This is a genomic window from Chitinophaga rhizosphaerae (genome assembly GCF_003958645.1).
Classification (GTDB): Bacteria; Bacteroidota; Bacteroidia; order Chitinophagales; family Chitinophagaceae; genus Chitinophaga; species Chitinophaga rhizosphaerae.
On record NZ_RXLO01000002.1, the window covers coordinates 464,957 to 488,194 of the forward strand.

Annotated in this window: 29 protein-coding genes; 8 read left to right on the forward strand and 21 right to left on the reverse strand. The window is 46.4% G+C overall.

What is annotated here, in order from left to right:
* Window positions 1-20 precede the first annotated feature (20 nt).
* The 18 genes from EJ361_RS05505 to EJ361_RS05585 form a co-directional block, all read right to left on the reverse strand.
* Entirely contained in the window at window positions 21-1,433 is a 1,413-nt protein-coding gene (locus tag EJ361_RS05505) for an SNF2-related protein (protein WP_126244354.1), read from the reverse strand.
* A complete protein-coding gene (locus EJ361_RS05510; protein ID WP_126244355.1) occupies window positions 1,430-1,660 on the reverse strand; it encodes a hypothetical protein in 231 nt (76 codons plus the stop codon). Before EJ361_RS05510 ends, EJ361_RS05505 begins: the two co-directional genes overlap by 4 nt.
* Window positions 1,657-1,938: a VRR-NUC domain-containing protein gene (locus EJ361_RS05515; protein WP_126244356.1), complete on the reverse strand. Its 282-nt coding sequence runs from the start codon at window positions 1,936-1,938 to the stop codon at window positions 1,657-1,659. Before EJ361_RS05515 ends, EJ361_RS05510 begins: the two co-directional genes overlap by 4 nt.
* Before the next feature lie 180 nt (window positions 1,939-2,118).
* A complete protein-coding gene (locus tag EJ361_RS05520; protein WP_240646569.1) occupies window positions 2,119-4,137 on the reverse strand; it encodes a virulence-associated E family protein in 2,019 nt (672 codons plus the stop codon).
* Window positions 4,138-4,605: 468 nt separating this feature from the next.
* Entirely contained in the window at window positions 4,606-4,911 is a 306-nt protein-coding gene (locus EJ361_RS05525; protein ID WP_205686942.1) for a hypothetical protein, read from the reverse strand.
* A complete protein-coding gene (locus EJ361_RS05530) occupies window positions 4,892-5,527 on the reverse strand; it encodes an HNH endonuclease signature motif containing protein (protein ID WP_126244357.1) in 636 nt (211 codons plus the stop codon). Before EJ361_RS05530 ends, EJ361_RS05525 begins: the two co-directional genes overlap by 20 nt.
* Window positions 5,524-5,838 carry a DUF3310 domain-containing protein gene (locus EJ361_RS05535; RefSeq protein WP_126244358.1) on the reverse strand — a complete coding sequence of 105 codons (315 nt, stop codon included), beginning with the start codon at window positions 5,836-5,838 and terminating at the stop codon, window positions 5,524-5,526. Before EJ361_RS05535 ends, EJ361_RS05530 begins: the two co-directional genes overlap by 4 nt.
* A gap of 1 nt (window position 5,839) precedes the next feature.
* Window positions 5,840-7,789 carry a DNA polymerase gene (locus tag EJ361_RS05540; protein ID WP_126244359.1) on the reverse strand — a complete coding sequence of 650 codons (1,950 nt, stop codon included), beginning with the start codon at window positions 7,787-7,789 and terminating at the stop codon, window positions 5,840-5,842.
* Window positions 7,789-7,977, reverse strand: a complete 189-nt coding sequence (locus EJ361_RS05545; protein ID WP_126244360.1) for a putative quorum-sensing-regulated virulence factor — start codon at window positions 7,975-7,977, stop codon at window positions 7,789-7,791. The genes EJ361_RS05540 and EJ361_RS05545 overlap by 1 nt, the downstream gene beginning before the upstream one ends.
* Before the next feature lie 10 nt (window positions 7,978-7,987).
* Window positions 7,988-8,362 carry a hypothetical protein gene (locus EJ361_RS05550; protein WP_126244361.1) on the reverse strand — a complete coding sequence of 125 codons (375 nt, stop codon included), beginning with the start codon at window positions 8,360-8,362 and terminating at the stop codon, window positions 7,988-7,990.
* 39 nt (window positions 8,363-8,401) lie between these two features.
* Window positions 8,402-8,977 (reverse strand): DUF2815 family protein, encoded by a 576-nt coding sequence (locus EJ361_RS05555; protein WP_126244362.1) that lies wholly within the window; start codon window positions 8,975-8,977, stop codon window positions 8,402-8,404.
* A gap of 24 nt (window positions 8,978-9,001) precedes the next feature.
* Window positions 9,002-10,162: a DUF2800 domain-containing protein gene (locus EJ361_RS05560; RefSeq protein ID WP_126244363.1), complete on the reverse strand. Its 1,161-nt coding sequence runs from the start codon at window positions 10,160-10,162 to the stop codon at window positions 9,002-9,004.
* On the reverse strand, window positions 10,159-10,548 hold the full coding sequence (locus EJ361_RS25535) for a hypothetical protein (RefSeq protein WP_164714094.1): 390 nt from the start codon (window positions 10,546-10,548) through the stop codon (window positions 10,159-10,161). The genes EJ361_RS05560 and EJ361_RS25535 overlap by 4 nt, the downstream gene beginning before the upstream one ends.
* Before the next feature lie 2 nt (window positions 10,549-10,550).
* Complete coding sequence (locus EJ361_RS25540; protein WP_164714095.1) at window positions 10,551-10,811, reverse strand: hypothetical protein; 261 nt, start codon at window positions 10,809-10,811, stop codon at window positions 10,551-10,553.
* A 353-nt stretch (window positions 10,812-11,164) separates the two neighbouring features.
* Window positions 11,165-12,010: a DUF7666 domain-containing protein gene (locus EJ361_RS05570; protein ID WP_126244365.1), complete on the reverse strand. Its 846-nt coding sequence runs from the start codon at window positions 12,008-12,010 to the stop codon at window positions 11,165-11,167.
* A 48-nt stretch (window positions 12,011-12,058) separates the two neighbouring features.
* A complete protein-coding gene (locus tag EJ361_RS05575) occupies window positions 12,059-12,346 on the reverse strand; it encodes a hypothetical protein (RefSeq protein WP_126244366.1) in 288 nt (95 codons plus the stop codon).
* Window positions 12,343-12,558 carry a hypothetical protein gene (locus EJ361_RS05580; protein ID WP_126244367.1) on the reverse strand — a complete coding sequence of 72 codons (216 nt, stop codon included), beginning with the start codon at window positions 12,556-12,558 and terminating at the stop codon, window positions 12,343-12,345. The genes EJ361_RS05575 and EJ361_RS05580 overlap by 4 nt, the downstream gene beginning before the upstream one ends.
* Window positions 12,559-12,570: 12 nt before the next feature.
* Entirely contained in the window at window positions 12,571-12,777 is a 207-nt protein-coding gene (locus EJ361_RS05585) for a hypothetical protein (protein WP_126244368.1), read from the reverse strand.
* Between the two features lie 168 nt (window positions 12,778-12,945).
* Here EJ361_RS05585 and EJ361_RS05590 point away from each other — a divergent pair, with 168 nt between their 5' ends.
* The 6 genes from EJ361_RS05590 to EJ361_RS05615 all read left to right on the forward strand — a co-directional run bounded on the left by EJ361_RS05590 (window position 12,946) and on the right by EJ361_RS05615 (window position 17,776).
* Window positions 12,946-13,326 carry a hypothetical protein gene (locus EJ361_RS05590; RefSeq protein ID WP_126244369.1) on the forward strand — a complete coding sequence of 127 codons (381 nt, stop codon included), beginning with the start codon at window positions 12,946-12,948 and terminating at the stop codon, window positions 13,324-13,326.
* A gap of 138 nt (window positions 13,327-13,464) precedes the next feature.
* Window positions 13,465-14,019, forward strand: a complete 555-nt coding sequence (locus EJ361_RS05595; protein ID WP_126244370.1) for a DUF4468 domain-containing protein — start codon at window positions 13,465-13,467, stop codon at window positions 14,017-14,019.
* 54 nt (window positions 14,020-14,073) lie between these two features.
* Window positions 14,074-14,562, forward strand: coding sequence for a hypothetical protein (locus tag EJ361_RS05600; RefSeq protein ID WP_126244371.1), 489 nt, complete (start codon window positions 14,074-14,076; stop codon window positions 14,560-14,562).
* A 475-nt stretch (window positions 14,563-15,037) separates the two neighbouring features.
* On the forward strand, window positions 15,038-16,282 hold the full coding sequence (locus EJ361_RS05605) for a site-specific integrase (RefSeq protein ID WP_164714096.1): 1,245 nt from the start codon (window positions 15,038-15,040) through the stop codon (window positions 16,280-16,282).
* Between the two features lie 230 nt (window positions 16,283-16,512).
* A complete protein-coding gene (locus tag EJ361_RS05610) occupies window positions 16,513-17,253 on the forward strand; it encodes a hypothetical protein (protein WP_126244373.1) in 741 nt (246 codons plus the stop codon).
* 208 nt (window positions 17,254-17,461) lie between these two features.
* Window positions 17,462-17,776 (forward strand): hypothetical protein, encoded by a 315-nt coding sequence (locus tag EJ361_RS05615; RefSeq protein WP_126244374.1) that lies wholly within the window; start codon window positions 17,462-17,464, stop codon window positions 17,774-17,776.
* A gap of 168 nt (window positions 17,777-17,944) precedes the next feature.
* Here EJ361_RS05615 and EJ361_RS05620 read toward each other — a convergent pair whose 3' ends face one another.
* Entirely contained in the window at window positions 17,945-19,477 is a 1,533-nt protein-coding gene (locus EJ361_RS05620; RefSeq protein WP_126244375.1) for a hypothetical protein, read from the reverse strand.
* Between the two features lie 464 nt (window positions 19,478-19,941).
* Between EJ361_RS05620 and EJ361_RS05625 the strand changes: the two genes are divergently transcribed.
* A complete protein-coding gene (locus EJ361_RS05625; protein WP_126244376.1) occupies window positions 19,942-22,233 on the forward strand; it encodes an AAA family ATPase in 2,292 nt (763 codons plus the stop codon).
* A 49-nt stretch (window positions 22,234-22,282) separates the two neighbouring features.
* On the opposite strand, the gene EJ361_RS25545 is transcribed toward EJ361_RS05625, so the two are convergent.
* Together EJ361_RS25545 and EJ361_RS05630 are read right to left on the reverse strand one after the other, a co-directional pair.
* Window positions 22,283-22,456, reverse strand: a complete 174-nt coding sequence (locus EJ361_RS25545) for a hypothetical protein (RefSeq protein WP_164714097.1) — start codon at window positions 22,454-22,456, stop codon at window positions 22,283-22,285.
* Between the two features lie 9 nt (window positions 22,457-22,465).
* Window positions 22,466-22,906, reverse strand: a complete 441-nt coding sequence (locus EJ361_RS05630) for a hypothetical protein (RefSeq protein WP_126244377.1) — start codon at window positions 22,904-22,906, stop codon at window positions 22,466-22,468.
* Between the two features lie 92 nt (window positions 22,907-22,998).
* Here EJ361_RS05630 and EJ361_RS05635 point away from each other — a divergent pair, with 92 nt between their 5' ends.
* Window positions 22,999-23,238, forward strand: coding sequence for a helix-turn-helix domain-containing protein (locus EJ361_RS05635; protein ID WP_205686943.1), 240 nt, complete (start codon window positions 22,999-23,001; stop codon window positions 23,236-23,238).

The window sequence follows — 23,238 nt, forward strand, 5'->3', positions numbered from 1 at the left end:
ATAGTAAAAATTTGAATTCGTTATACTTTTTGCGCCACGCCGAAATATTTTTTTACCCGTGCCTTTACCGCACGCATCAACGCGTCCTGGGAATCGGCTTTATCCCCCAGCGTCACCATCACATCCTCGTCCATGGTGCCGGTGGCGACCAGGTGATGAACGATCACTGCGTTGTCCTGGCCGAGCCGATGCAGTCGGGCGTTGGCCTGCTGGTAAAGTTCCAGGCTCCACGTTAACGAGAACCATACAATGATATTACCGCCAGCTTGCAGGTTGAGTCCGTGCCCCGCGCTGGCAGGATGCGCCAGGAGAACGCGGGTTTTGCCTTCGTTCCACTTACGGATGTCGTCAGAACCCTTCAACTCCTGAGGCTTATAGGCTGCCAGGTGCCTGTGAAGGCGCTGCAGGTCGTGCTTGAACCAGTAGAATACCAACACCGGCGCACCATTGGCCGACTCGATGATCTCCTCCAGTGCTTCCAGCTTTTCGGTGTGGAACTCGTGCGCCATCTTCTCCTCGTCGTATACCGCGCCGTTGGCGAACTGCAGGAGCTTGCCGGACAATGCCGCCGCATTAACCGCGGTGATCTCGTTGTTGTCAGCCAGTGCCAGCACCTGCCGACGTTCGAACTCCTGGTACTGGTCCATGATCTTCGCCGGGAGACGCACCTGCACGAAACGATCAATGCGCTCCGGGAGTTGCAGGTAGTCCGCAGCCTTCATGGAAATGCAGATATCGCCAATCTTGTCGTAGATCTCCTTCTCCATGATCCCAGCACCCATGATGCCGTCGTCCTTCTGGCCGTTCAGCACGTAGTCGTACACCACGTGACCATTGCGGCGGCCAGCTGAGAAATACTCCGTTCGGAACCCGGTGATGGTTTTGCCCAGGCGCTTGCCCTGGTCCAGCAAGTATAGCTGCGGCCACAGGTCGATAATGTTATTGGGCGCCGGTGTGCCGGTCAGGATCACCACGCGGTTGATCTTCGGACGGACGGATCGTAGCACTTTGAACCGCGCCGCCTTCGGTGACTTGAAGCTGCTGGACTCGTCAATGACCAGCATATCAAACGGCCACGCTCCCCCCAGCTGGGCCACCAGCCATACAACGTTGTCGCGGTTGATGACATAGATATCGGCGGAGGCCTTCAGCGCCTGCAGGCGTTGCTTTTCTGTGCCCAGTACCCGAGAGATCCGCAGGTGTCGGAGGTGGTCCCATTTGGCACATTCGGTCGTCCAGGTATCCTCCGCCACGCGCTTCGGGGCGATCACCAGCACCCTACCGACCTCCATGTACTGCCGCATCAAACGGTCAATCGCGGTCAACGTGGACACCGTTTTGCCGAGACCCATTTCCAGGAACAACCCTGCGGCTGGGTGTTCGATGATGTGCTCGGTGGCGTGTTCCTGATAGGGGAAAGGGGCGTACTTCATGGCTTTTCGAAATTTACCATGTTCATTCTTTCCAAATAATCCATGACATCCGAGTCACGATCAAAACCGCCCCCGCTCCTTCCGTCTTTATGCTTGTACCCCCAATGCTCCCCATCATATCCGCCCTTTGCGATCCTGTAAATGGTAAATCCTTGTTTTTGAAAGGCGGATATTCTCCTAGCATGTGCCTTTCTTCCTTCTTCTTGTTTCTCCCTTTTACTACTCATAACTCAATGATTTTAAAAAAGTTCTGTAATGTTTCTTCATCCCATATCACCGTCACTTCAAAGCCCATCCGGCGGAGTTTGCGATGAACCGTCTGCTGGCGTGGGCTCAGTGATCCGCCTGGCGCCTTCATCTCTACGATCCAGAACCGGCCGCCGGGCATCAGGACAATCCGGTCAGGAAAGCCGGTGAACATCAGGATGAAAATTTTGATCGCCAGTCCGCCCAGTTTCTTCACACGTTCACGGAGTCGGGTTTCGAGTTTTGATTCTTGTGCCATTTTCAGGTTTGTTGCCACTGTTCCACTGTTACCACAAATTCCCATACATTCTATTACGCGTGTTTAGGCGAGTGTTATTCTTATCTACATCCCCTAATTAACCTTTTCGATAAGTTATAGTATTTCGTGGTAACAGTGGTAACAATTGGTTAGGATTCCTTACTGTATTGTCTTTCGATGTTACCACGACTTATTTTTCGTGGTAACATTCGTGGTAACAGTGGTAACATCATCTGTTACCACGAAATCAGTTCTCACGTAGCCTTTTTGTAAACCATAGAAGCCAAATCGTGACTTCGCCGACCTACATTCATCCCACCCCTTCATTGCCCGCATCATGTCGTGTACTTCCTTCGTGTTGTATTTGTTCATCTCCTTCTGCTGCCCTCCCAGCACCTCGCACCATATCTCCGCCACGCAGACACGGGTGCGTTGGTGAGTGCCTGGCGCCGCCAGTTCATCGCCAGCCAGGAACGCGCGGCGCTGGTAGATGTCCATTTGCTCCCAGTTGTCCGGCAGCAGGGTGTCCAGGTACCGGGCGATCATACCGGCGCGCTCGTCGTGCTCGGCGTGTTCCGCCTGCACGGCAGTGGCCATGTCTTCGATCTCCTTGGGAAGGAATAACGGCTCCCCGGCCCTGTACAACTCCATCGCCTCTGCCCATACCTGCCCTCTCTCCTCTTCGGTAAGGTGAACGAATACGTCTTTGGTTGGCGGCGTGACGTGGATATCGACAGGCCAGAACCGGCGGTTACCCGTCGGGTCACGCAGGAAGTTGCGGTTGTTGCTGGTGCCCCACAGGATGCACTGCCGAGGGAAGTCCTCCACGCGCCGGCCATAGGCTACCCGGTAGCGGTCTACCCGCTTGCTGATGAAGTGCTTTACGATTTCCACCTCCGCGCGTTTAAGCCCGGCGAGCTCCGCCATTTCAAGGATCCATACACCCTGTACGGCTTCATAAGCATCTTTTCCCTGCACCGTGGTGAGCGAATCGGAATACCATGCGCCGCCGAGGGCATCGATCAGTGAGGATTTCTTCTTTCCCTGTGGGCCAACAGTTACGATCATGTAGTCGAACTTGGCGCCGGGGCGGAAAATGCGGGTGACTGCGGCAACCAGCACTTTACGGATTACAGTGCGTACATAGATATTATCCTCGGCGCCCAGGTAGTCGATCAGCAGCTGGTCCACACGAGGCACGCCGTCCCATTTCAACCCCTCCAGGTATTGCCGTACCGGGTGGAAGCCGTTGGCGGCGGTAACCAGGTTCATACCGTCCTGCACCTTCTGCACGCCGGTGATATTGTACACGCTTTCCAGGTAGTGCCTCACGCCGGCGTCGTCCACATCCGTGAGGTAGGCGGTCTGCGGGGTGACTTTGCGCCACGGCAGGTTCTTCAGCGCCACCTCGCGGCGCTCGAACTGGTTAAGGGCGAAGCGGCCTTTGAGTGCCGGGTCGTTCTGCAGCACCCGCATGATGTTGTCGATGGTGGAGTAGTAATTACCCTTCTTGTCCACGTCCATATCCGCCAACCATTCATCACTGGCAGGCTCGGCATCCAACTCCTGCAGGTCGTCGGAAAAGTCGGCATGCGCCTCCCCAAGCCGTTCGGCACCTAATTGCCGGCGCACCTGGGGGTCTTTGGCCGCGAGCTCCTGCATGGCGAGGAACGACGGTAGCTTATTGGACGGGGTGTCTTCCCGTGCATCTTCATCCTGCAGGCCGAACCGGTGCAGGCGCACCAGGTCGAACGCGTTGCATAGCTTGCCGCTGGTCGGGTCAGTCCCGTGGTGACTGTAGGCGTATTTATCATCATACACCACCAGCCCGGCGCTGGTGCTTCCTTCCTTGTAGGTAAAGCGGTCGGCTACGTCGCAGGTATCGTACACATCCGACAGGTAAACCTCAATAGCCTCGCCGATGGAGTACGTCCGGCAGAATGCACCAATAATGCCCGGCTTCAGCAACGGGTCGCCCTGCTTGCGCAGTTCGCGGAGCGTAATATCCGATTCGCGGCTGCTGGTCGGCCATTCGCTGCTGTCGCGCCAGTCGCGGTACGACGCCAGCACATCGTCGGCACAAAGCCAGGGGCCGTCCTGGTGCTCGAAGCGGTAAACCCCATCCTTCGCCGTGGAGGGCCAGTACATGAGCCGCTCCGGTTGGTAAGTAGTGGGATCGAATAACTCGATGCCGACCATCCCGGCCACCCGCCGCGCGATCGCAACATATTCGTCCGGGCCGACTTCACGATCCAGCGGCAGGATAAGCCGTAGGCGCGGCGCTTCCGGGGAATGCTTGTGCGTGCTGTAGAGCGCCGCAGCATTGTCGTGCAGCAGGGTGAATTCGTCCCACACCCCCTGTGTAGCAAAGTCCAGGTCGAGAGTAAGCAACTGGCGGTGCACGACCGTGCCGGCCTTACGCCGGCCACCAGCCAGGTAGCCGCCAACGAATCCCCCGATATCTTTTATTTCATCTTGCCGCGACTTCTTCGCCTTCAGGTACTCCTGGTAGGTCTCCGTTGTTCGGTGGGTGGCGGAGAGCTTCGCCACCAGGTCAGACCATAGCACCTGCTTGTTCTTCCAATTCCGCTCCATCCGGTAGCGGCCAGTGGCGATATCCAGCTGGCCGTCATATTGCATAGTCTGTGATGTCATGTTTGTTTGGGTTTATTCCTCGCTGCCGGCAATTCCCATAGGCGATTTATTGCTGTAGGTTCCTGCAGGACGTTCGATTTTACGAATGCCATCCTCGTCAAGCTGCAGGAACTTCGTGGGCGCCTCGTGGCGTTGCCCGGTCAGCTTGGCGTATAGAACCTCTGTCTTTGCGGACTCCACGATAACCTTGCCTACGTCTGAAATCGCTTTGGAGCGCTCGATCTCGGTGTTGAGCTCCTCTGGGGTCATGTTCTCGTTGGCAAGCCGTTCGAGCGCGGCGAACATGTGATCACGCAGGTCACTGATTTTGTTTTTCATCTTTCAACTGTTTAATGCGTTTGTTAATCTGACGGTTGAGTACGCCGCGAAGCTGTACGGTCTGCACAATCGGTTTCGGAAGGTTGTGAACGGAGTTGCGTTGCATGAGCTCGCGGCAGGAAACGGCTTCCAGGTTCTCAGGGCGGTAATCCATCGTATCGCCGTTCTTGAAGATCACTTTCAGTCCTCTGGCCAACGGGCCGTTTTCTTTCTCCCATACGTACCGCTGAAGGGGTATCCATACGGATTGCGAGACCCGGATGAATTTATATGGCACGCCACGCTTATCGTTTCGTACAGTAATTGCCATATCATACAAGGTATTCGGGGGCAGTTGGCCCTTTTTGAAGCGGTTTTTCGCTGACCGTGCGATACCTTCCGGGCTGCAGTACTCCGATTGCTTCCGTCCTTTATTGAATGAGACCTGCCCTTTCTTGAACTGACTTTCTTTCCGAAATCGCTCAATCACTTCCGGCGGAGCCACCAGCCCCAGCAACGCCATTCGCTGCCGCGCAGCGCTTTCCGATCGCCCCAAAAGGATCGACATCCGTTTTGCCGGCACGGTCAGGTAATTCTTACGTAAAAAATCGTCTTCCTCTGGCGTGAACTTTCTCATGGCTTATCCTTTTCCAGTGTCTGAATCTCCCGGTTGATGTACCAGATCGCTTTCTGCAGATCCTCGACATGCTTCGCAGGATCTTTACGCCCGGCACGGCACAGGTACTTCACCGCATTGCCGATGCGGTAATTGAACCCCTGGTCTTCGATGAAGTCGATGACTTCAATGGCGCCGGCCGTATAATGACCGGGGCGGTTGACGAAGTCATTTTCCGGGCTACACTGTTTTCCCTGCGCGTCTCTTTGCGCAGCGCGTTCAATGGCGCGCTGAAGATTCTCTAACCCCGTATCTTTAAAAAATATTTTCATGTCAATCCTTTTTATAAAATGAAGTTTCAAAGCTCTCCGCTTTCAGCGGCAGTCCGGGCGCCCAGTCGATGGGCATGCCCATAATTTCGTTTACTTTCTCCGTGGAGCTGGCAGTGTCGGGAACCTCCAGCACGACCTCATCATGAACGTGCATTACGATCCGGTACCCGGCGTCCGATAGCCGCAGCATAGCTACGGCGAGGCAGTCGCGGGCTACGGCCTGCACGATGTTCTCGACCAGCTTGCCGCCATAGGTCTCCTGCATGCCCCACTTCTTTGTGGTCTGATCCATCCCCTCGTAAGCGAGCACGGTACCACCGTACTTTCCCGGGCGAAGCTGCGGGTGTACATACGCCAGGCGCCGGCCACTGGGCAGCTGGATGAAAAGGATATTGCGTTCCATACGGAGGACGATGCCATGACTGATGGTTACAGGCTGGCCGAACTCAACAGCCTCGATCGCGGCGTTCCCCACACAGTCCCAGTACCGCACGATCGCCTTATTGGCCTGGCGCCACATAGCCACCAGCCGTGGCAGCTCTTCCTCGACAATGCCCATTTTCAGTGCTCCCATCTTGATAAGCGCGTTCGGCCCTCCCTGGTAGCCCAGCGCCAACTCGGACACTTTTCCCTTCTGGCGCAGGTCGGAGCCCTTCGTAACACTCTCCAGCGGCACGCCGAACATCTGGGCGGCGGAGGCCTCGTAAATTTTCCCGTGGGTGGCAAAAACGCCCAGCCGCCACTTCTCCCCTGCCAGCCATGCGATAACGCGCGCTTCGATGGCGGAGAAATCGGCTACCAGCAGTTTGTGGCCTTTCGGCGCGATAAAGGCGGTGCGGATAAGTTGCGAAAGCGCGTCCGGCACGTTCCCGAAAAGCAGCTCCAACCCGCCAAGGTTATCTTGTCGCACCATCTCGCGGGCCAGCTCCAGATCGGACATTTCGTTACGCGGCAGGTTATGCACCTGCACCAGGCGCCCGGCCCACCGACCCGTTCGGTTCGCCCCACCGAACTGCAGCAGCCCCCGCACGCGGCGGTCAGCGCACACGCATGCTGCGATAGCCTTGTACTTTTTCACAGATGTCTTTGCCATTTCCTGCCGAATCTGCAGCACGCGCTGCACGGCTTCTTTATCGGTCGCCTGCAGCAGAGCGGGGATATCATCCTTACGGAGGGTTTCCACTTCGCTGTCCATCTCCTTCCCTAACCAGTCTTTGAGCTGGGTGGCGCTGTTGGGATTATCGAGCCCCGTGATCCGCACCGCCTCCTCGGTCAGCGTCTCTTTGTAGGCAAGATCCTGCCGGATGGCGTTGCGCACCAGCAGGGTGTCCACCAGGATCCCGTTGTCGTTGATGTACTGGTCCAGTTGCCAGAGGCGGCGTTCCTGATCGGGGATCTGGAAAGCAGACAGCTTGCCGCGGATTGCCAGCTCGACGCGAACGTCCTGCAGGTTGTAAGACTTGTATTTTTCCCACCGCTCAGGGTCGTGCTCCGGGAGGTTACGGGTGCGGCCACCATTGGTTTTGGTCGGTTTGCAGGGTAGCGAGAAGTAGCGGATAAGCGCTTTGCCGGCCGCGTCTTTCTCTGCATCCAGCTTCAACGCTTTTGCTGCAGCATCCAGCGATAGCGGCAGGCCGAGCATGGCGACCTTCACCATTGTACACTCCCACTGCTCCGGCGGCATTGGCAGGCCGAAATATTTGGCCATACATGTGCGTTCGAAAACCGCGTTATGGGCGGTTTTCAGCACCGCAGGTGAGGTAAGCGCATCAAGGATGTCGACTGGCAGCGTGTCGCCTGCCAGCAGATCAACGCACATAGGTTCGCCGCCATCGATGGCGTAGGAAAGCAGCAGGATCTCAAAGTCCAGAGCCTCCACGTACTTGTGAACGCCTGACTTTGTCAGATCGGTAGAGGAAAAGGTTTCTATATCTATGGCCAGCGTACGCATCAGCGTTTTACTTTTGCGGCTTCCTTGTTCAGGATATCCAGGTTATCGAGGATGTACCCTTTTACACCCGGGTGATCGATTCCGGCATTGAGCAAGTAAAGCAGGTACGGTGCGGGCACATTGGCCATGGCTTTGCCCCGATGTTTGCCAAATGGCATCAGGTCACGGTCGGTGAAAGCGTTTTGCATATCAATAGATTTAAAGAGAAATGGAGATGCCGGCGTCTGCCAGCTGTTTAATATGGTGCATCCGCGCAGCCTCCTTATGGGCTACGATCACACCGAGGATCTGGAGAGCTTCTACCTCCGTGATATTGAAGTGGAAATCTTCGGAAGGCGGGGCTTTTCGTATAAAGGTTGACATGAGACCTTCCATAAGCCCGCCGATAGGGAATGCCATAGGGTTGGCTGCTCCATCAAAATGTTCGACAGGCGCTGCTTTTGGAAGAACTAACTTCAAACCGATTACAGCATCCAGATCTTTCAACCTGGTGGCGCAACGTTGCAGTTTGCGGATATCAGTATCCAATCCGCTAATCTGTTGCATAAGTCTTTGAATATCTTCGAATTGCATACGAGGAGGTTTTAAGGCTGGGGCCGAAGCCCCAGCAGGTTAATCAAGCAAGTCTCCGTCATCCATTGGGAGATCATCAGAAAAATCGTCTTCCGCACGGCTACGACCACCCAGGTGCTCCCCGTCGCGGAGCTTCTGCAGGTTGTTCAGGCCGCAGGCGATGCCCTTATTCCCTTTGGTATCAAAAGCGTAAAAATTGATACTGGCACGACCATAACAGCCACTGTAGAGTTGCGCGGGATCCGTGATCGGCAACGGTTTACCGTCCTTATCCTTCAGCGGCCCCACGACACCAGGCTGCGGTTTGCAGTTGGCGTTGAGGAAATAACTGTTGGCATACGCTTCGTCGTCAGGGCGTTCTTCATCGCCATCGCGCAGCGGTAGCTTAAATTTGGCCGGCAGTTTGCCGCCGTTCTTTGCCTTCACCTGCGCTTTAATGGCTTCCACCGCCGCGTTGATCTTGTCAACTGTCTCGTTGTCCGATTTGGGGATGATGAGGGAAACAGAAAACTTCTTCTCCTGCCCTTCTTCCAGGGCGACGGCTTCAAATACATGTACGTAGCTGAAGCGCACAAGGCCGGTAATCACTTTGCCGGGATTGGTTGTAGTTGTCATTGTTAAATATTGGTTTTGAATCAATTAAGAAAAATCGTTTTGAGCACTTTCAATGCTGTTCAGCTCTGGCCGTTTATCGGAAACTGGCACAAGCGCAGGTTTACCGGGCGGTTTGTCGATGAGATCGGACAGTAGCACCGAAAACGCTTTCTTCCCGATGGCTTTCTCCATGGCGGTGATGCTGAGTAAAGTTTGAGGCTCGTATATCTGCGTGTCGGAGAAGCCACCAGCCTTCAGCGCATCCGCAGCTTTTTCCCTGTCGGAATACACCCGATTGCTGCGGCCCTCTACCAGCTTATAACCAGGCCAGCGTTTGCCTTTCTGGACAGCCGATTCGAGCGCAAACTCTTCCACAGCAGTGAGCCATTTCTGGAACTGGTCGGCGCGGGAAAGGATGTCCGCCACCTCCTGGTCAGAGAGCAAATGCCCGTCACGGAAATCGTATTGGGCGATTTCGAGGTTCTTTTCCGCATTGGCCCGGCATACCGCTTTACCGCGGCAAAAGTGGCAGTGCTCTCCGGGAACGAACTCGCCCTTTCCCTCAAAAGCGAGTTTCGCACGAGGTTTCACCACCTCTTCGGCCCATTTGCGCAGTTCGGTAGTCGGCAACTCCCAATCAGAGATGTTATCGCGCCTCGGCTGATATATGGTCATCTCAACGACATCTATGTCGTAAAGGATTCCATACTTTCGGATAGCCCCCAGCGCATATAACATCATTTGTTCGTTACGTTCCGCCGACACTAACACGCCCTTACCATACTTCAAATCGATGTTCCGCATGCGGCCGTCGCCGATAATGGTGACGTCGCCGGTGCCGAAGCCTTCAGGAACATACTCCGTCATATCCAACTTAACCTCGATGAAAATAGCTGCATCAGGGGTCGCCGCCTGGATAGTCTCAAAAGTCTCAACCACGTAGGCCACATAGTCTTCCATGTAGACCTGCATGGCGTCATCGTACAATGGCGAGAGCTTACATTCCTTCAGGATAGCAGCAGATTCTGTAGTAGAGATGAGCCCGTATTTCTCCTTTAGCATCGTCTCAGCGAGCAGGTGAGCGAGGGTACCCCGTTTTGCCTCTATACCGGCTCTATCCTCGAATTGAGCTTCCAAATGAGCGGAGAGAGTGCATGCGATCCATCTTTTAGCACTGGAGGGAGGGAGGAATGCATGAGAACTCATAACTTATCCAGTTCGGCCATGAATGCGGAGTAATCAGCCTTTTCCAGCGCGGTGAGTCGATTTGCACCGAATTTCTCCAGCGTCTCTTTAACCTGGTCCTGTTTGCCTTCATCGATCTTAGCTTTGGAGGCTTTCCTGACATCCTCAAGCGAGAGAGTTTTGCCTTCTGTTTCAACAGCAGCGGGTGCTAGTGTCTGTTTCTCGGCAACGTTGCCGGATGATAAAGGTGCTGCAACCTTTGAGGTTGTTGGGGCGGCTAAAGCCTTAGCAGAATCGCCAGATTTGACACCGGGCGCGCACGAGCTGTCTGCCAGGGCCGAAAAGACCAAAGCCAGCTTTTCAAAATCTGCCGCTTTATCAGCGGTCAAAGTCATACTGATGTTCATACCTATATTGCTTTTTTGATGTTTACGTTTGACGATGCACCAGATCGCAGTGCAGATAAGGGCGAGAGTGAAAACTGCACCTGCAATTTCGACCAGTGCAGTACTTCGATTTCTTCGGACACGTCCGGCATAATGATGATTTCGTACGGCGGTTCGAATTCTTCCGAAATCCTTGACAAGATGCGCCTGCGATCGTCGATGAAGCTGTACCGTTCCTGGAACCACACGCGGCCGGACGCCACTATCGTTATTACTCCGGTCATGCGATGGTTCTTTAAAGACCTTCCGCATTGCGGCATACAGGACAATGAACATCGTCATCGTCACAATGTGAGCAAAAAGTGGTGTCATCTCCCAGGGCTTTAAAAAGTTTACCGAGAAAGTAAGCGAACAGACACAGTAGTGCCAGGCACAGCATACCGCCGAGTACGAGTGTGATCGGGCTCATGATTTACCGGTTTTATTGTACAGGTAAAAAGCGATGGTGCAAAGCAGGTAGTAAGCCGCAATTATGGCCCCTGCGAGGATGGTATTGTTGTCCATAGTTTATTGAATTAAAAGGGTGAGAAAATTCCAGATTTAGAAAAACCCGGACTACTCTTCCAATGTTTCACATTCAAATCGCGTCTGCAATCAGTTCCAGTTCCTTTTTATCGCTCAGTTTGTACCATTTCCCTGACTCAATGCCGTTCTCGCCGGCGTAGCCAACAACGTGACGGTTGCGGGTACCATCCCAGTAAGTCAGGATCAGCGCCCCGTTTTCTCCGCAACATGCTCTTCCGTTAAGCCCGAGTACTACAGCGTGCCCGCCATAGCCAGCAGCGGATGCGTGCCCGCCATAGCCAGCAGCGGATGCGTGCCCGCCATAGCCAGCAGCGGATGCGTGCCCGCCATCGCCAGCAGCGGATGCGTGCCCGCCATCGCCAGCAGCGGATGCGTGCCCGCCATAGCCAGCAGCGGATGCGTGCCCGTACTTGCCAGCAGCGGATGCGTGCCCGCCATCGCCAGCAGCGGATGCTGAGGCTTTAAATTCAGTGGTCACTACACTGACACCTTCTTCGTCAGAATATTTTGCGGTAGGGTCCTGCACTACTTGGAGGCGCAACTCGGCGGCATGCTTCAGCCAGAAATACTTCATAACGAAATCATACGCCAGGCGGAATGTACCGGTTACAAGAACAGTGCAGGCGGGGAACTTGACCTTACCGCTCAATTCGCGGATATCCTTCTCGTCTACTTCCAGTGCAAGCCATTTTGCCTGCGGACTTTTAAATTTGAGGTCAAAATTACCTTGTGCCCAGAGCCAGCCATGTAGCCCATTGCCACATTCGGTGTTGTCTTTCCAGTCAGGACAGGTAACGGGGCCGGATTCAGGCCATTTGAAGCCTCCGTGGCTGGTCATATCCGGCTCACATGAACGCAATACGAGGACTTTCCCCGTGGGAAGAGTGTAATTTTCCATAATTGTATTGGTAAAATTTGTGTTATGAATTACCTCCGGAAGAGGCGGTTATACCTGTTTAAGTTGTTCCTGTAAAAGATTGATGCACATCTGATCGCTGAGCTCGTCGCGGAGGAAGGATTGGAGATCCGTCCAGTATTTGAAGCCGTCGATCAACACTGCTACATCCGCGCCGTTATGCTGGTGGTAATCGCAGATGTAACCGGCTTGCAGTAACAATTCCAGCAACTCCCCGTTCTCCAATTCGCGATCCTCCTGCGGAATGCAGTCGCGATCCCAGGCGATGAAAAGGCCGAGACCATCGGCGCCGACGATATAATCGATGATGTGGATCATGCTTTCTTGGTTTTAGGGGTGCGCAAGTGGTCTGGCTTCAGTCTGCCACAGAGAATGCGCGTTTTAAGATCGACCACCCGAGCCTGCCTTTTATTCTGCCGCCGGGCGGGTGAGGCGGATTTCTCCGCCCGCACCTCTTCCAGCAGCCAGTCAGCGATCTTCCGGAGCGCCAATAAGTTTTGTTCAAGTTTGTCGATACGTTCGGGGCTCATGGCGAGGGTAGTTTAAAGGTTATCGATTTCCGCGGCCTGTTGTGCTACGATCTTCCTTGCCTCCCTCACCACAACCTTTAAAGCGGTATGATCCCGGCGCCGGTCGCCCAGCGATTCCGACACCGAAGCGGGTCTCAGGCCATGCTGGCGGCAGATATCCGCCACGTTCACCTGCTTCAACAATTCCTTTATTTCTTCTTTCTTATCTGCCGGAATCATACGTATTACGATTTTTGCGTACTTTCACGTGTAATTTTTCAGTAACCACAGTGTAACTTTGCTGTGCGATTACAGTACAAATCTATGTGCGATTATCGAACATTCCAAGAGATAAATGTTCGATTGTAAAACTTTCGATGTTATTCAATCGAACATAATTTTTATTAAATGGATTTCAAAATAGAGCTTCAAAAGCTGGTAGATATTGTAAAAAATAACAGCAAAATGGCCGGTGCGCCTTTAACCAACGAAGCAATTGCGAAACGGTTAGGGTATACCAGAACACACTTTTCCACCTTATTGGGCTCTAACGGGAAAGTATATCAGGAACATCTAGATAACTTTAAAGCTCATTTTCGCACTGAACTGGTTGGAATAGGGAAGCCCGCTTTACCTGGAGACGAACTTAACCGGGAGCGTGCTCTGTTGAAGGTGCTGGTTCAGCGGGTGGCGAAACAGGAAGCGGAGCGCCTGGGGATTTCGGTGGAAAAGGCGCTGGAGGAAATTGAGCGAGATACCATGATAGCATGGCGGGATTTGGAGAAATAGCTGCGCCCGGCCCCAGTCTTCTTTTCTTGCGGCTCATGTCGTACAGTTTTGGAGGTTAACTCAGTTAATAGGTAGTAGGTTCAACAAACATAATACCGCAGTACGCATTGTATATGCGCATTATAAATAAAGAATACCATGAAGTACATCTCATTTACTGTTTGTTTTAGTTTGATATTATTTTCAGCATGTGCGCCTGGAGGAAAAATAATTAAACAGAATTACCCCAGTCCGTTTGAATTCTCAATTACCGAATCTTCAGCAGATAAAAAGGATGAATTATTTGTTCGCGCATTTGAGTGGGTTTCGAAATCTTACGGATCCGCTAAAGCAGTTGTTGATATGCACGATAAAGAAGCAGGTAAGATTATTGGAAAAGCAATGATGTCATTTCCTAAAAACCCTTTTGGAAATATAGCTTATGTAATGTCTATTGATGTTCGAGATGGTAAGTACCGAATGGTATTGTCAGATTTTAGGCATTCCGGAAGAGAACTGACATCCGCATATGGACCATCTACAGGAACCGAATATGGTGATTTGAACCAGCAAGTTTTCATGAGGAGATTTGCTGGCGACGCGAAAAAAACTGAAGACAAAGTATTCTATAGTGTGAAAAACTACGCTATGACGGAGGCCCAAGCCATTCTTACTACGTTCAGCGAGAAGATGAAAACTAAAGACTCTTTCTAGCCTATAGCATTTACTTAAAAAAACTTATTGTAAAAGAACAGCCTCGCCATCACTATGAAAAAAGCACTTATTTTGTTCCTGTTTATTGCTCCGACAGTTGCTTTTGCTCAAACGAAAGCCGTTGGGTTGTCTGCTGGTTTCCATAGCGAGAAATGCTTAAATGTAGACCTCTTTTTTAAACTTAATAAGAGCAGGTTTCATATTGGCGCCACTTATCAGTTTACTGACAAAGAAGGAAAGGCCGATAGGACTGAAAACCGGGTTTATCCTCCGGGCTACTCAGACATAAAAGATTTCTTTTATACAATTGATTTGGGATACAGCAGATATGTTTGGAAGGGGCTGAATCTACAAATTGTTGCCAGCGGCGGCGAAAAATATGACTACGTGAATCAAGGTGCCTCACACCACGTTTTTAATGAGAAAGCAACATTTGGCGGCGGCGGATATGTTGGCTATCAATACAAGACGATCGAAGTTTTTGCAGGAGGACATTCGTTGAGAGGCGTTGGCGGCGGAATAAGATTGAATTTTGGTCTATAATTCCCGAAAATGAGAATTGATAGCGCAAACAAGTTTGCGGCACTCTACGTAAAAGTCTACGCAAGCCCACAAAACCACATTCATATTAAATAATCAGCGTTTCGTAAATATCAGAAAACCAAGCGATAACACTTTTGGAGGGCTGGAGTAAGAAAATCAAGGGTTCGAATCCCTTCTCCTCCGCAAGCTTTAAATGCTCATTGACTTCGGTCTTTGGGCATTTTTTGTTTTGGGGGAGTTGCAACCCTTTCCTGTATTAACTTCTACAGGTTTTACAGATATAGAATTAAGTAAAAAAGTTATGTGGGCGAACTGAAGAAACAACCTGTTTTTTATAACAGAAGGTATCACTGAAGGTAGCAGTACATTTCTTTGTAGGTAGCAGTAAAAGCACCTTTAATAACATCTATATCAACCCATTACACATTTACTACTTTTAGCCATGCCTTCCTGGAAGGAGCGTAAAAACTTCTACATGGAAAGCAATAGAATCTTCGTCAGTTTCTTTCTCTACAAATCCAGGCAGACGCAAAAGGGAGGCATTCCCATCTTTGCCAGGATCACCCATGAAGGGAAAAGGCTCAACCACAATACAGGCTTATTCATCGAAGAAAAATCATGGGATGCGAAGAAGTACCAGGTAAAAGGCAACAAGCCTGAAGCCCAGGAAATGAATAAACTTTTAGCATCCCTCAGAACTAAAATCCTCTCCATTTACAATTCTCTGCTGGAGCAGGAAACACCCATTTCCCTCGATCTGATAAAACACAGATTGGCTGGTGCTGATATTGAAAGGAAAACCCTACTGGAAGCCCTAACCTACCACAATGACCTTCTGGCAAAGGGAACAGGGATCAAGAACGCCAAAGCCACCAATACGAAATACAAGACTTTGGAGCGCAAGGTCAGGAGCTATATCATCCATCAGTATAAACGAAAGGATATTTTCCTGAAGGAGCTGAATCATCAGTTTGTAGTGAATTTTGAGATTTACCTCAAAACAGTGGAGTTGATTAGCCACAACCCCACCATCAAATATATCCAGTTCCTGAAAAAGATCACCAACATGGCCATTGCTCATGGCTGGCTGGATAATAATCCTTTCAGGAATTTTAAATGCTCCTTAAAGCTCGTGGAAAGAGGATTTCTCACCCTGGATGAACTTCAGAAACTGGAGAATAAAATTATTCCCAATCTCAGGCTGGCCAGGATTAAGGATATTTTTCTTTTCTCCTGCTACACTGGGTTGGCCTATGCAGATGTGAAGCAACTGAAGCCCTCACACATCATCATTGGGGTTGATGGTGGGAAATGGGTGAACACCTTCAGGCAAAAGACCAATGTGCGCACTAGCCTACCCCTCCTACCCCAAGCATTGGCTATTCTTGAAAAGTACCTGGAGTTGCATTCCCTGGAGGGAAAAAGGGATTTCATCTTCCCTATCCCCAGCAATCAGAAGGTAAATGCATATCTGAAGGAGATTGGGGATTTGTGCGAAATATCCAGGAAACTGACATTCCACCTAGCCAGGCATACCTTTTCTACGACAATTACACTGAGTAATGGGGTGCCTATTGAAAGTGTGTCGAAGATGTTGGGGCATACCAATTTGAAGACTACTCAGATTTATGCGAAAGTGGTGGATTCGAAGATTAGCCAGGATATGCAGGCATTAAGGGTGAAATTATCTGATAACTTAAACACATCTACCAATGGATAAAATCATGTTGATCTGGACGATCCTGGTGATGGGGTTTATTTGTTGGGGTATAGGAACTTTTATTGCAAAACAAGTCATTCCTAATAAATACTCCTACCTACAAGAGAATCCAATCATTCAGTTTCTTATGGGTTTCGTCTTCCTTATTATACTGGTATTTTGGTTCAAATTGTAGCTGAAATTCAAACTTTTATTAAATTAGGTGTAGGGAAACAAAACCTACACCTATTATGCAACACCCCCTACAATACTTTAAAGACCTTATCCTAAGAAACCATATAGCCAAAGAACGAATGAAATTTTTGCTGGGTGCTGAATTCGCCCCAGTTTTAAATAGGGATTTCCAAAATGATACGATCGAGTATGCATCTACGAATGCAGTTGACGAAAACTCCCAAGCCAATGTTGAAAAAATATCTTTTACTCAGATTCTGGAAGAAAGGGTTGCAGGAGGGATGATTAATGCACTTGATCTCATTGACAATGCTATCCTGGGAATAGATGATGAAAAGAAGCAAATCCTCTACCTAAAAACTATCTATAAAACCCTTAATCCCCTTATTCTTTATGCAGAGCGATTGGACTATGTGAATAAATACATTTTTATCGCCAATTGTCTTAAAGATTTGAAAGCAGAACTTATAGATAAATACAATGTTCCTGATGATACTGAAGCACCCAAAAAATTAAACCTATCCTCGTCCCCCCAATCTTCCCACAAATTACAATGGATGGGGAAATCCAAAGTCCTTATAACCTTGTTTTATGACTTATATTCAAATGTTGAGAATGGAGGGGAGCCATTGATCAAGGCCACAAAAGAGCAAATAAAAAATTTCCTCCTCAATAATTTCATTGAAAAAGATGGGCAACCACTCAGCCCTTCATCAATTGATACACTTTTAACCCCTAGCAAAGAAGATAAAAGAGCCTTAAAAGGAGATAGAATTAATACTTCAAAGCTGAAATAAGGAAAACAAAACCCCTTACCACATTACATTTCAACAACTGATTAGTCCTGACAGTACTTGTTCAGGACTAAAGGACATAATCCAATTTGGCACCTTTGAATCGAACAAAACAACAAGATATGATTCAAAGGAACAAGCCACCGCCCTTATGTTATATAAAATAGGAAGAAATAACTCAAATCACTTAAAACAATTTAAAATATACCACATGCGATTCAAAATAAATGCTGCTAAGGATGAAGCAATCTCTCAAATATCAGAATCAGATATCATCATTTTAAATGAGTATACAGGGGAGTATCAAACAGCCGATTTTGACTATATATTCTTACTGATGGATGATACCAAAATCAGTCATTGTACTGTTTTAATTCCAGAAACTGTGCTTGTATACATTTTGAAGGAGTTGGCTAGTAATGGGCATAGGAACAATATCTATTTCGACAACGCCATATCATCAGAGAAATATTCATTTGGAGGAGTGATATATCACTATGCACATATTGAAAGGAAAGTTGCCTAAATATGGCAAAGCCATTCAAAAAAATACATTTAGGTGTGTAAGACAGTTTGAGCAAAGGCAGGACATAGTTCCTGCCTTTTTGCCTTAACAGTAATACAGAATTATAAGTTACTCTCTAATAGGAATAGACGCACGAGAATGATTCCTGCGCCTGCTGACATTTCCTGGCTATATTGCCATTTTTAGCTTGTTCTCAATCCAGTACTCTCGCTTAAAATGAGGTGTAAATCCAAGACATTTACCAAACTCTTCTTTCATTACATTCTCTACATACTCTTCATATCCTTTCAATGTTACGACAGAATCATGGAGTGTAAAAATTGGCAGATATGATTTTTCCTGAGCAATTCTTGCAACTACACGATGATACATGATGTAGCTTTCAATCCTTTGCAGCAGGATAGGTAAATTTTCAGCTTTCGCTCTTTTGATGGATGCTGTGATCTCATATATTTGGGGAAATATATCTCTGAAAATTCTTTTAGGTGCAGCTTCTTCTTGTCCAATGAATCTGTTATCTGTAAACAGCACAGTGAATAGCATGGGTTTTACTTCATCATTTGTCTTAAAATCAAATCCTAGCTTATCTTTTAGCAGATGACGAAATTCAGAATAAAAATTTCCACTACTAACCATTCGATAATAATTCCACATTTCATCCCCCTCCATTATTCTATTATTCTGGGCATTTTTGCACAGAGTAATGGTATTGGATAAGTGTTTGTGGTTGGCGAATATTGGAGTAATGAATAAGTAAGGAATATCTGAAGAATTCAATTTTCCTCCCTTCGCTTCATTCGTCCAGAATCCATCGTCTAACAGCAAAGTAAGCAAAGTAGGCTGGCTGTTTGACAAATCTATAGAAACTAATTCTTCGCCATCGTAGGTAACAGCATTTCTTATTTCTCTTTTACAGGAAGTCAGTGCAGAATGATACCTGAATACATTTTGGTCAAAATGTGCGTTAAATAAACCTCTCCTTATCTTCTCAATATTCAAATGGGTACCAAGATACTGTGTATAGGGGTTTTTCCACTCAATCCCTCTACCACTAATAGTTTTATCCCATTTCGATCTGTCTTTTTTCTTTTGTAAATATATTTCTGCATTGTACGCATGTGCCAGCTTATCATTAATATTCAAGCCACCAGCTTTATACCATCTTTCTATTGGAGTGTATTTACTGCCAATAGAAGATAGATCAAATTGGCTAGCTGTAGAGGCATTAACTGGCTCCTTTTTTTCAATCGCCATTCCACTACTGTAAGTAACATTATTGAAAATTTGAGGCTCCTTTGTGCCCTTATTGGGCTGTTTAATGCCTTCCATCTTTTTGAGCAGAATAGAATTGGTAATAGGAATTGATTTAAGTGATTGCTGGTATCTTTCGCAAAATCTATATCCTTTTGATTTTACGCCAACAATAAACTGGTCATCTGTTTCAATAATACCAGCTTCCAGTAGGTAGGTTAAATAGTCAGAATATCCTTTGCCAATCCATTGTTTCAGGATTTCAGCATTAATAGGTACATAACCTTCCTCGTCTGTTAAATCTTTGTTTCTGGAGGGGATTTCTGCAAGAAGGTGTAAAATGTAGAGTAGCTTATCTCTATTAAAACCATCTATGTGGCTGATTGAATTTTTCCTGATAATATCATCTATATCTATGTTCTCTGGAATGTAAAAAAGCTGTTGTTCCATCTAAGAATAAATAATTTTCCATCACCTGAATCCAGGCTGATTGCTCGTTTTGTAATTTTTCATATTTTATTTTTTTGTGAATTAATTTTTATATCACCTGACCAAAATATCCCAAGGAAACTTTGGCCATTTTAAAACTGAATTGTAAAATTATTATGGTTCGATTTATTTGCCAATAGCATTAAAAAAAATTATTGACACCAATTGAAAGTATCAATTTCAACATCTTACAGAATCTACTTTCTGCACTGTTATCAGCTAATTTTAAGCAGCATTCTCTTTCCTATCTTCTCAATACTCTGGACTGGATTTTAAAATGCAAACATGATTGAACGAACAGGGTATCAATAACAAACTGTTAACTTACAATTACATTATATTGTCGTGTATATTGAGTTGGCTTATCCACTTTTTAGGACTTTCTCTATTTTTCGAATAGTTGTGACACCAAAAATCTCTTACTTATGATTAAAAGCATCAACAAAATCCATGGATTTCGCATATTTCAAGATTTCACAAGGTCTTCATCATTGTCAGACTTTTCAAAATATAATTTATTCTATGGTTGGAATGGAAGTGGGAAAAGCACATTTTCTAATCTGCTTCAGTATGTTGAAGAAAAATCTATTCCAGACGAACACCTGGATGCTAAATTTGAAATTGAATTAGCAGATAAGCAAAAGCTGACAAATGGGGCATCATTGTCAAGTAATTCATTGAAATTAAAAGTATTTAATAAATACTTCGTTGCAGAGAATATAAATTTTGAGGAACAAGGCGCCAAAAGCATTCTTTTGGTATCAAAAGAAAGGATTGAAGAAAAGGCAAAACTCAAAGAACTAAATAAAGAGAAAAAGAGTCTTGTTGACAGATTGCTGAATGCTGAAAATGGAGCCAGGGATAAAAGAAAAGTAAATGAGAAGTTCCTTTCAGATATTGCAAAAGGGATTAAAAATTCTTTTAAGGTCATTGACACAAAAGATACTTACTATTTTAACTATGATAGAAATAAACTATCAGCATTTATCGATAGGCATAAACAACAAGTAAATGCAACTTCGATTCTTACTGATGCAGATCTAAGCAAAGTCATTATGGCAGTTAAGCCAGAGGTAAAAGAAATTATTCCCCTGGAGTTTGAATTGCCTAATTCAAATAACTTAATTGAATTTGAAGCCAGGTTGAATCTAGTTTTACAAACCAATATTGTGTCTAATCAAATAGAGCAATTAGTTAATGACGAACTACTCAATAGATGGGTAGAAGAGGGCTTGAAATTGCATTCAAAAATAGGTAGTGAAGTTTGTGGATATTGTGGAAATGCAATAGCAAAAGAGAGAATTAATGCACTAAATGCACATTTTAGTGCAGACTATATTTCATTAAAAACAAAAATAGAAGATGGCATTAAATTCATTGAAAGTATAAAACAGGGATTTCACCTTTCAGTGCCACTGGAAGATCACTTATATGATGAATATAAGGAAGGATACAAAGATGCAGTTAATGAATTTAAGAGCGTCCTTATAGAAATTGATACTAAGTTGAAATATTGGTCTGACACCATGAATACTAAACTTGGAAATCCATTTGAAATACTATCTCTAGATACACAAAATACAACTTCTATTTTTACTGCATTTAGTAGTAGCGTAAATAAGGTGATCTCTGTCCTCGAATTATGCAATAGCAAAACTGATAATTATTCAAAAATACTTAAAGAAAGCCAAGAAAAGCTGGAGCTACACTATGTCAGCGAAGCACTTTCTAACAATGAATATTTTAGAAGCTTGATTGAAATCGAAGAGCTGGACAAAGAATCCAATGAAGTGCGACAACAACTAAATGTGATAGCCAAGGAAATATTAGAATTAGAAAAGGTATTAGTCAATGCTGTTATGGGCGCTGAACAATTTAATGAGAACCTATATAAGTTTCTGGGAAGAAATGATATTTTGTTAGAATATATTGCAGATGAAGGTGGATATAAAATTATCAGGTCAGGAAAAAAAGAATTGGCAAAGCATTTGAGTGAGGGCGAAAGAACAGCCATTGCGTTTGTCTATTTCATATCAAAATTACAGGAGATGGAGATAGCTGATTTGCAGGAGTCAATTATTGTTTTGGATGATCCTATTTCAAGCTTTGATAGCAATCATCTGTTCAATGCAGCTCATTTCATTAAAGAAGAGTTCTTTTCAGAAAAAGACATGCCAAGTAAGATTGGACAGCTCTTTATTCTTACACATAATTTCAATTTTTTCTCCCTTATCAATGAATGGTTTGAGGCAAAGGATTTAAAAAAAGTGTTCTGCATAAAGAACATTAATCATAATGGTAGTAGAGCTGCGATATTTGAAGATGCTGAATATGTTTTAAAGCAATTTGGTTCTGAGTATCACTTTATTTTTTCAGAAATTAAGAAATACAATGAATCGAACGACAAATCTTATTATCATACGCACACTATAGCTAATTTATGCAGACAGCTCTTAGAATCTTTTCTAACTTTCAAGTTTGGTCGAAAGAAACTGGATAAATGCTTTGACGAAATAGTGGGATTCAGCGAACTTGCAAAAGTTAGAAAATTTGTAAATCATTATTCGCATAGAGCAGATCATGGAACCAGCATAAGGGGATATAATGACAATCTTTTTGGCGAGACTGAAAAACTAGTTCCAATTGTACTAGAGTTGGTAAAATATGTGGATAATGTTCATTATACCTCCATGTTGGCAAGAATAAATGGGAATTGATTTATTAATCGTGTAAGATAAGATAGCTACGATTTAATCTGACAGTTGGCTACTTCTTTAACTTAAAGCCAATAAATCCAACTATCCCTAAAATATACAACCACCAGGGAATTTTGAACAGGGAATAAATTAGTCCATTCCATAGGCCATCAATAATAAATGCTGCAATACAAGCAATTGCAAGAATGCCTATGCCCCAAAGACACCCTTTGATATTTTCCATAGGTAGATGTTATTTTAATTTTAATATAAGTACAACTATTGCCAATGTGGAAATGATGACAATTGAGAATACTACCAAAGTACCCTGATTATTATTATTCTCGTTAGAAGATTTGAATATCTCATCATCAAAATTAATCTTGCTGGTATCAGAAGTATTATATATACCAGTTGGTGCTATAGGAGTGGTGGCTGGATTAGAACTTGCATGAGGGCCATTGCCTGGCTCCAGACTTTCAATAAGTTGATCCAATTCAGTTTTTTCTTTCGAGGTAGAATAGTCTTGTATTGTTGGCCCTGTATTACTTCTCTCAATTGAGGCTTTAATTTTTTCTAAATCATCCTTGTTTTTCTCCAAGGTCATTGGGTCTAAAGCATCAACAGGTTGTTGAGAATAAGCTGATGAATTTAAACAAAGAAAAAGTAGACCAAATAGAGTGAAACTTTTCATAATATGTGGTTTTGAAGTAAAAATACCTGTTTTGCAGTAAATAACGCAAATTTGCTCTAACAATTCTATATCACAAGGTTTCTCTTTGCCTTGTGGCTAATAACTACTATAGGGATGAGGATTTTATCAAAAAATTTGGGCTAAGGCTCAAAGAAATAAGGAAGTTCAAGAAGATGAGCCAGGAAGAACTTGCCTTTAAGTGTGGGTTTGAATTATCTCAAATAGGTAGGATTGAAAGGGGAACTATCAACACATCTATATCTCATGTAGCTGCAATTGCTAGAGCACTAGAAGTCGCTCCTTACAAGTTGTTTGAATTTGAGCCTGATTGA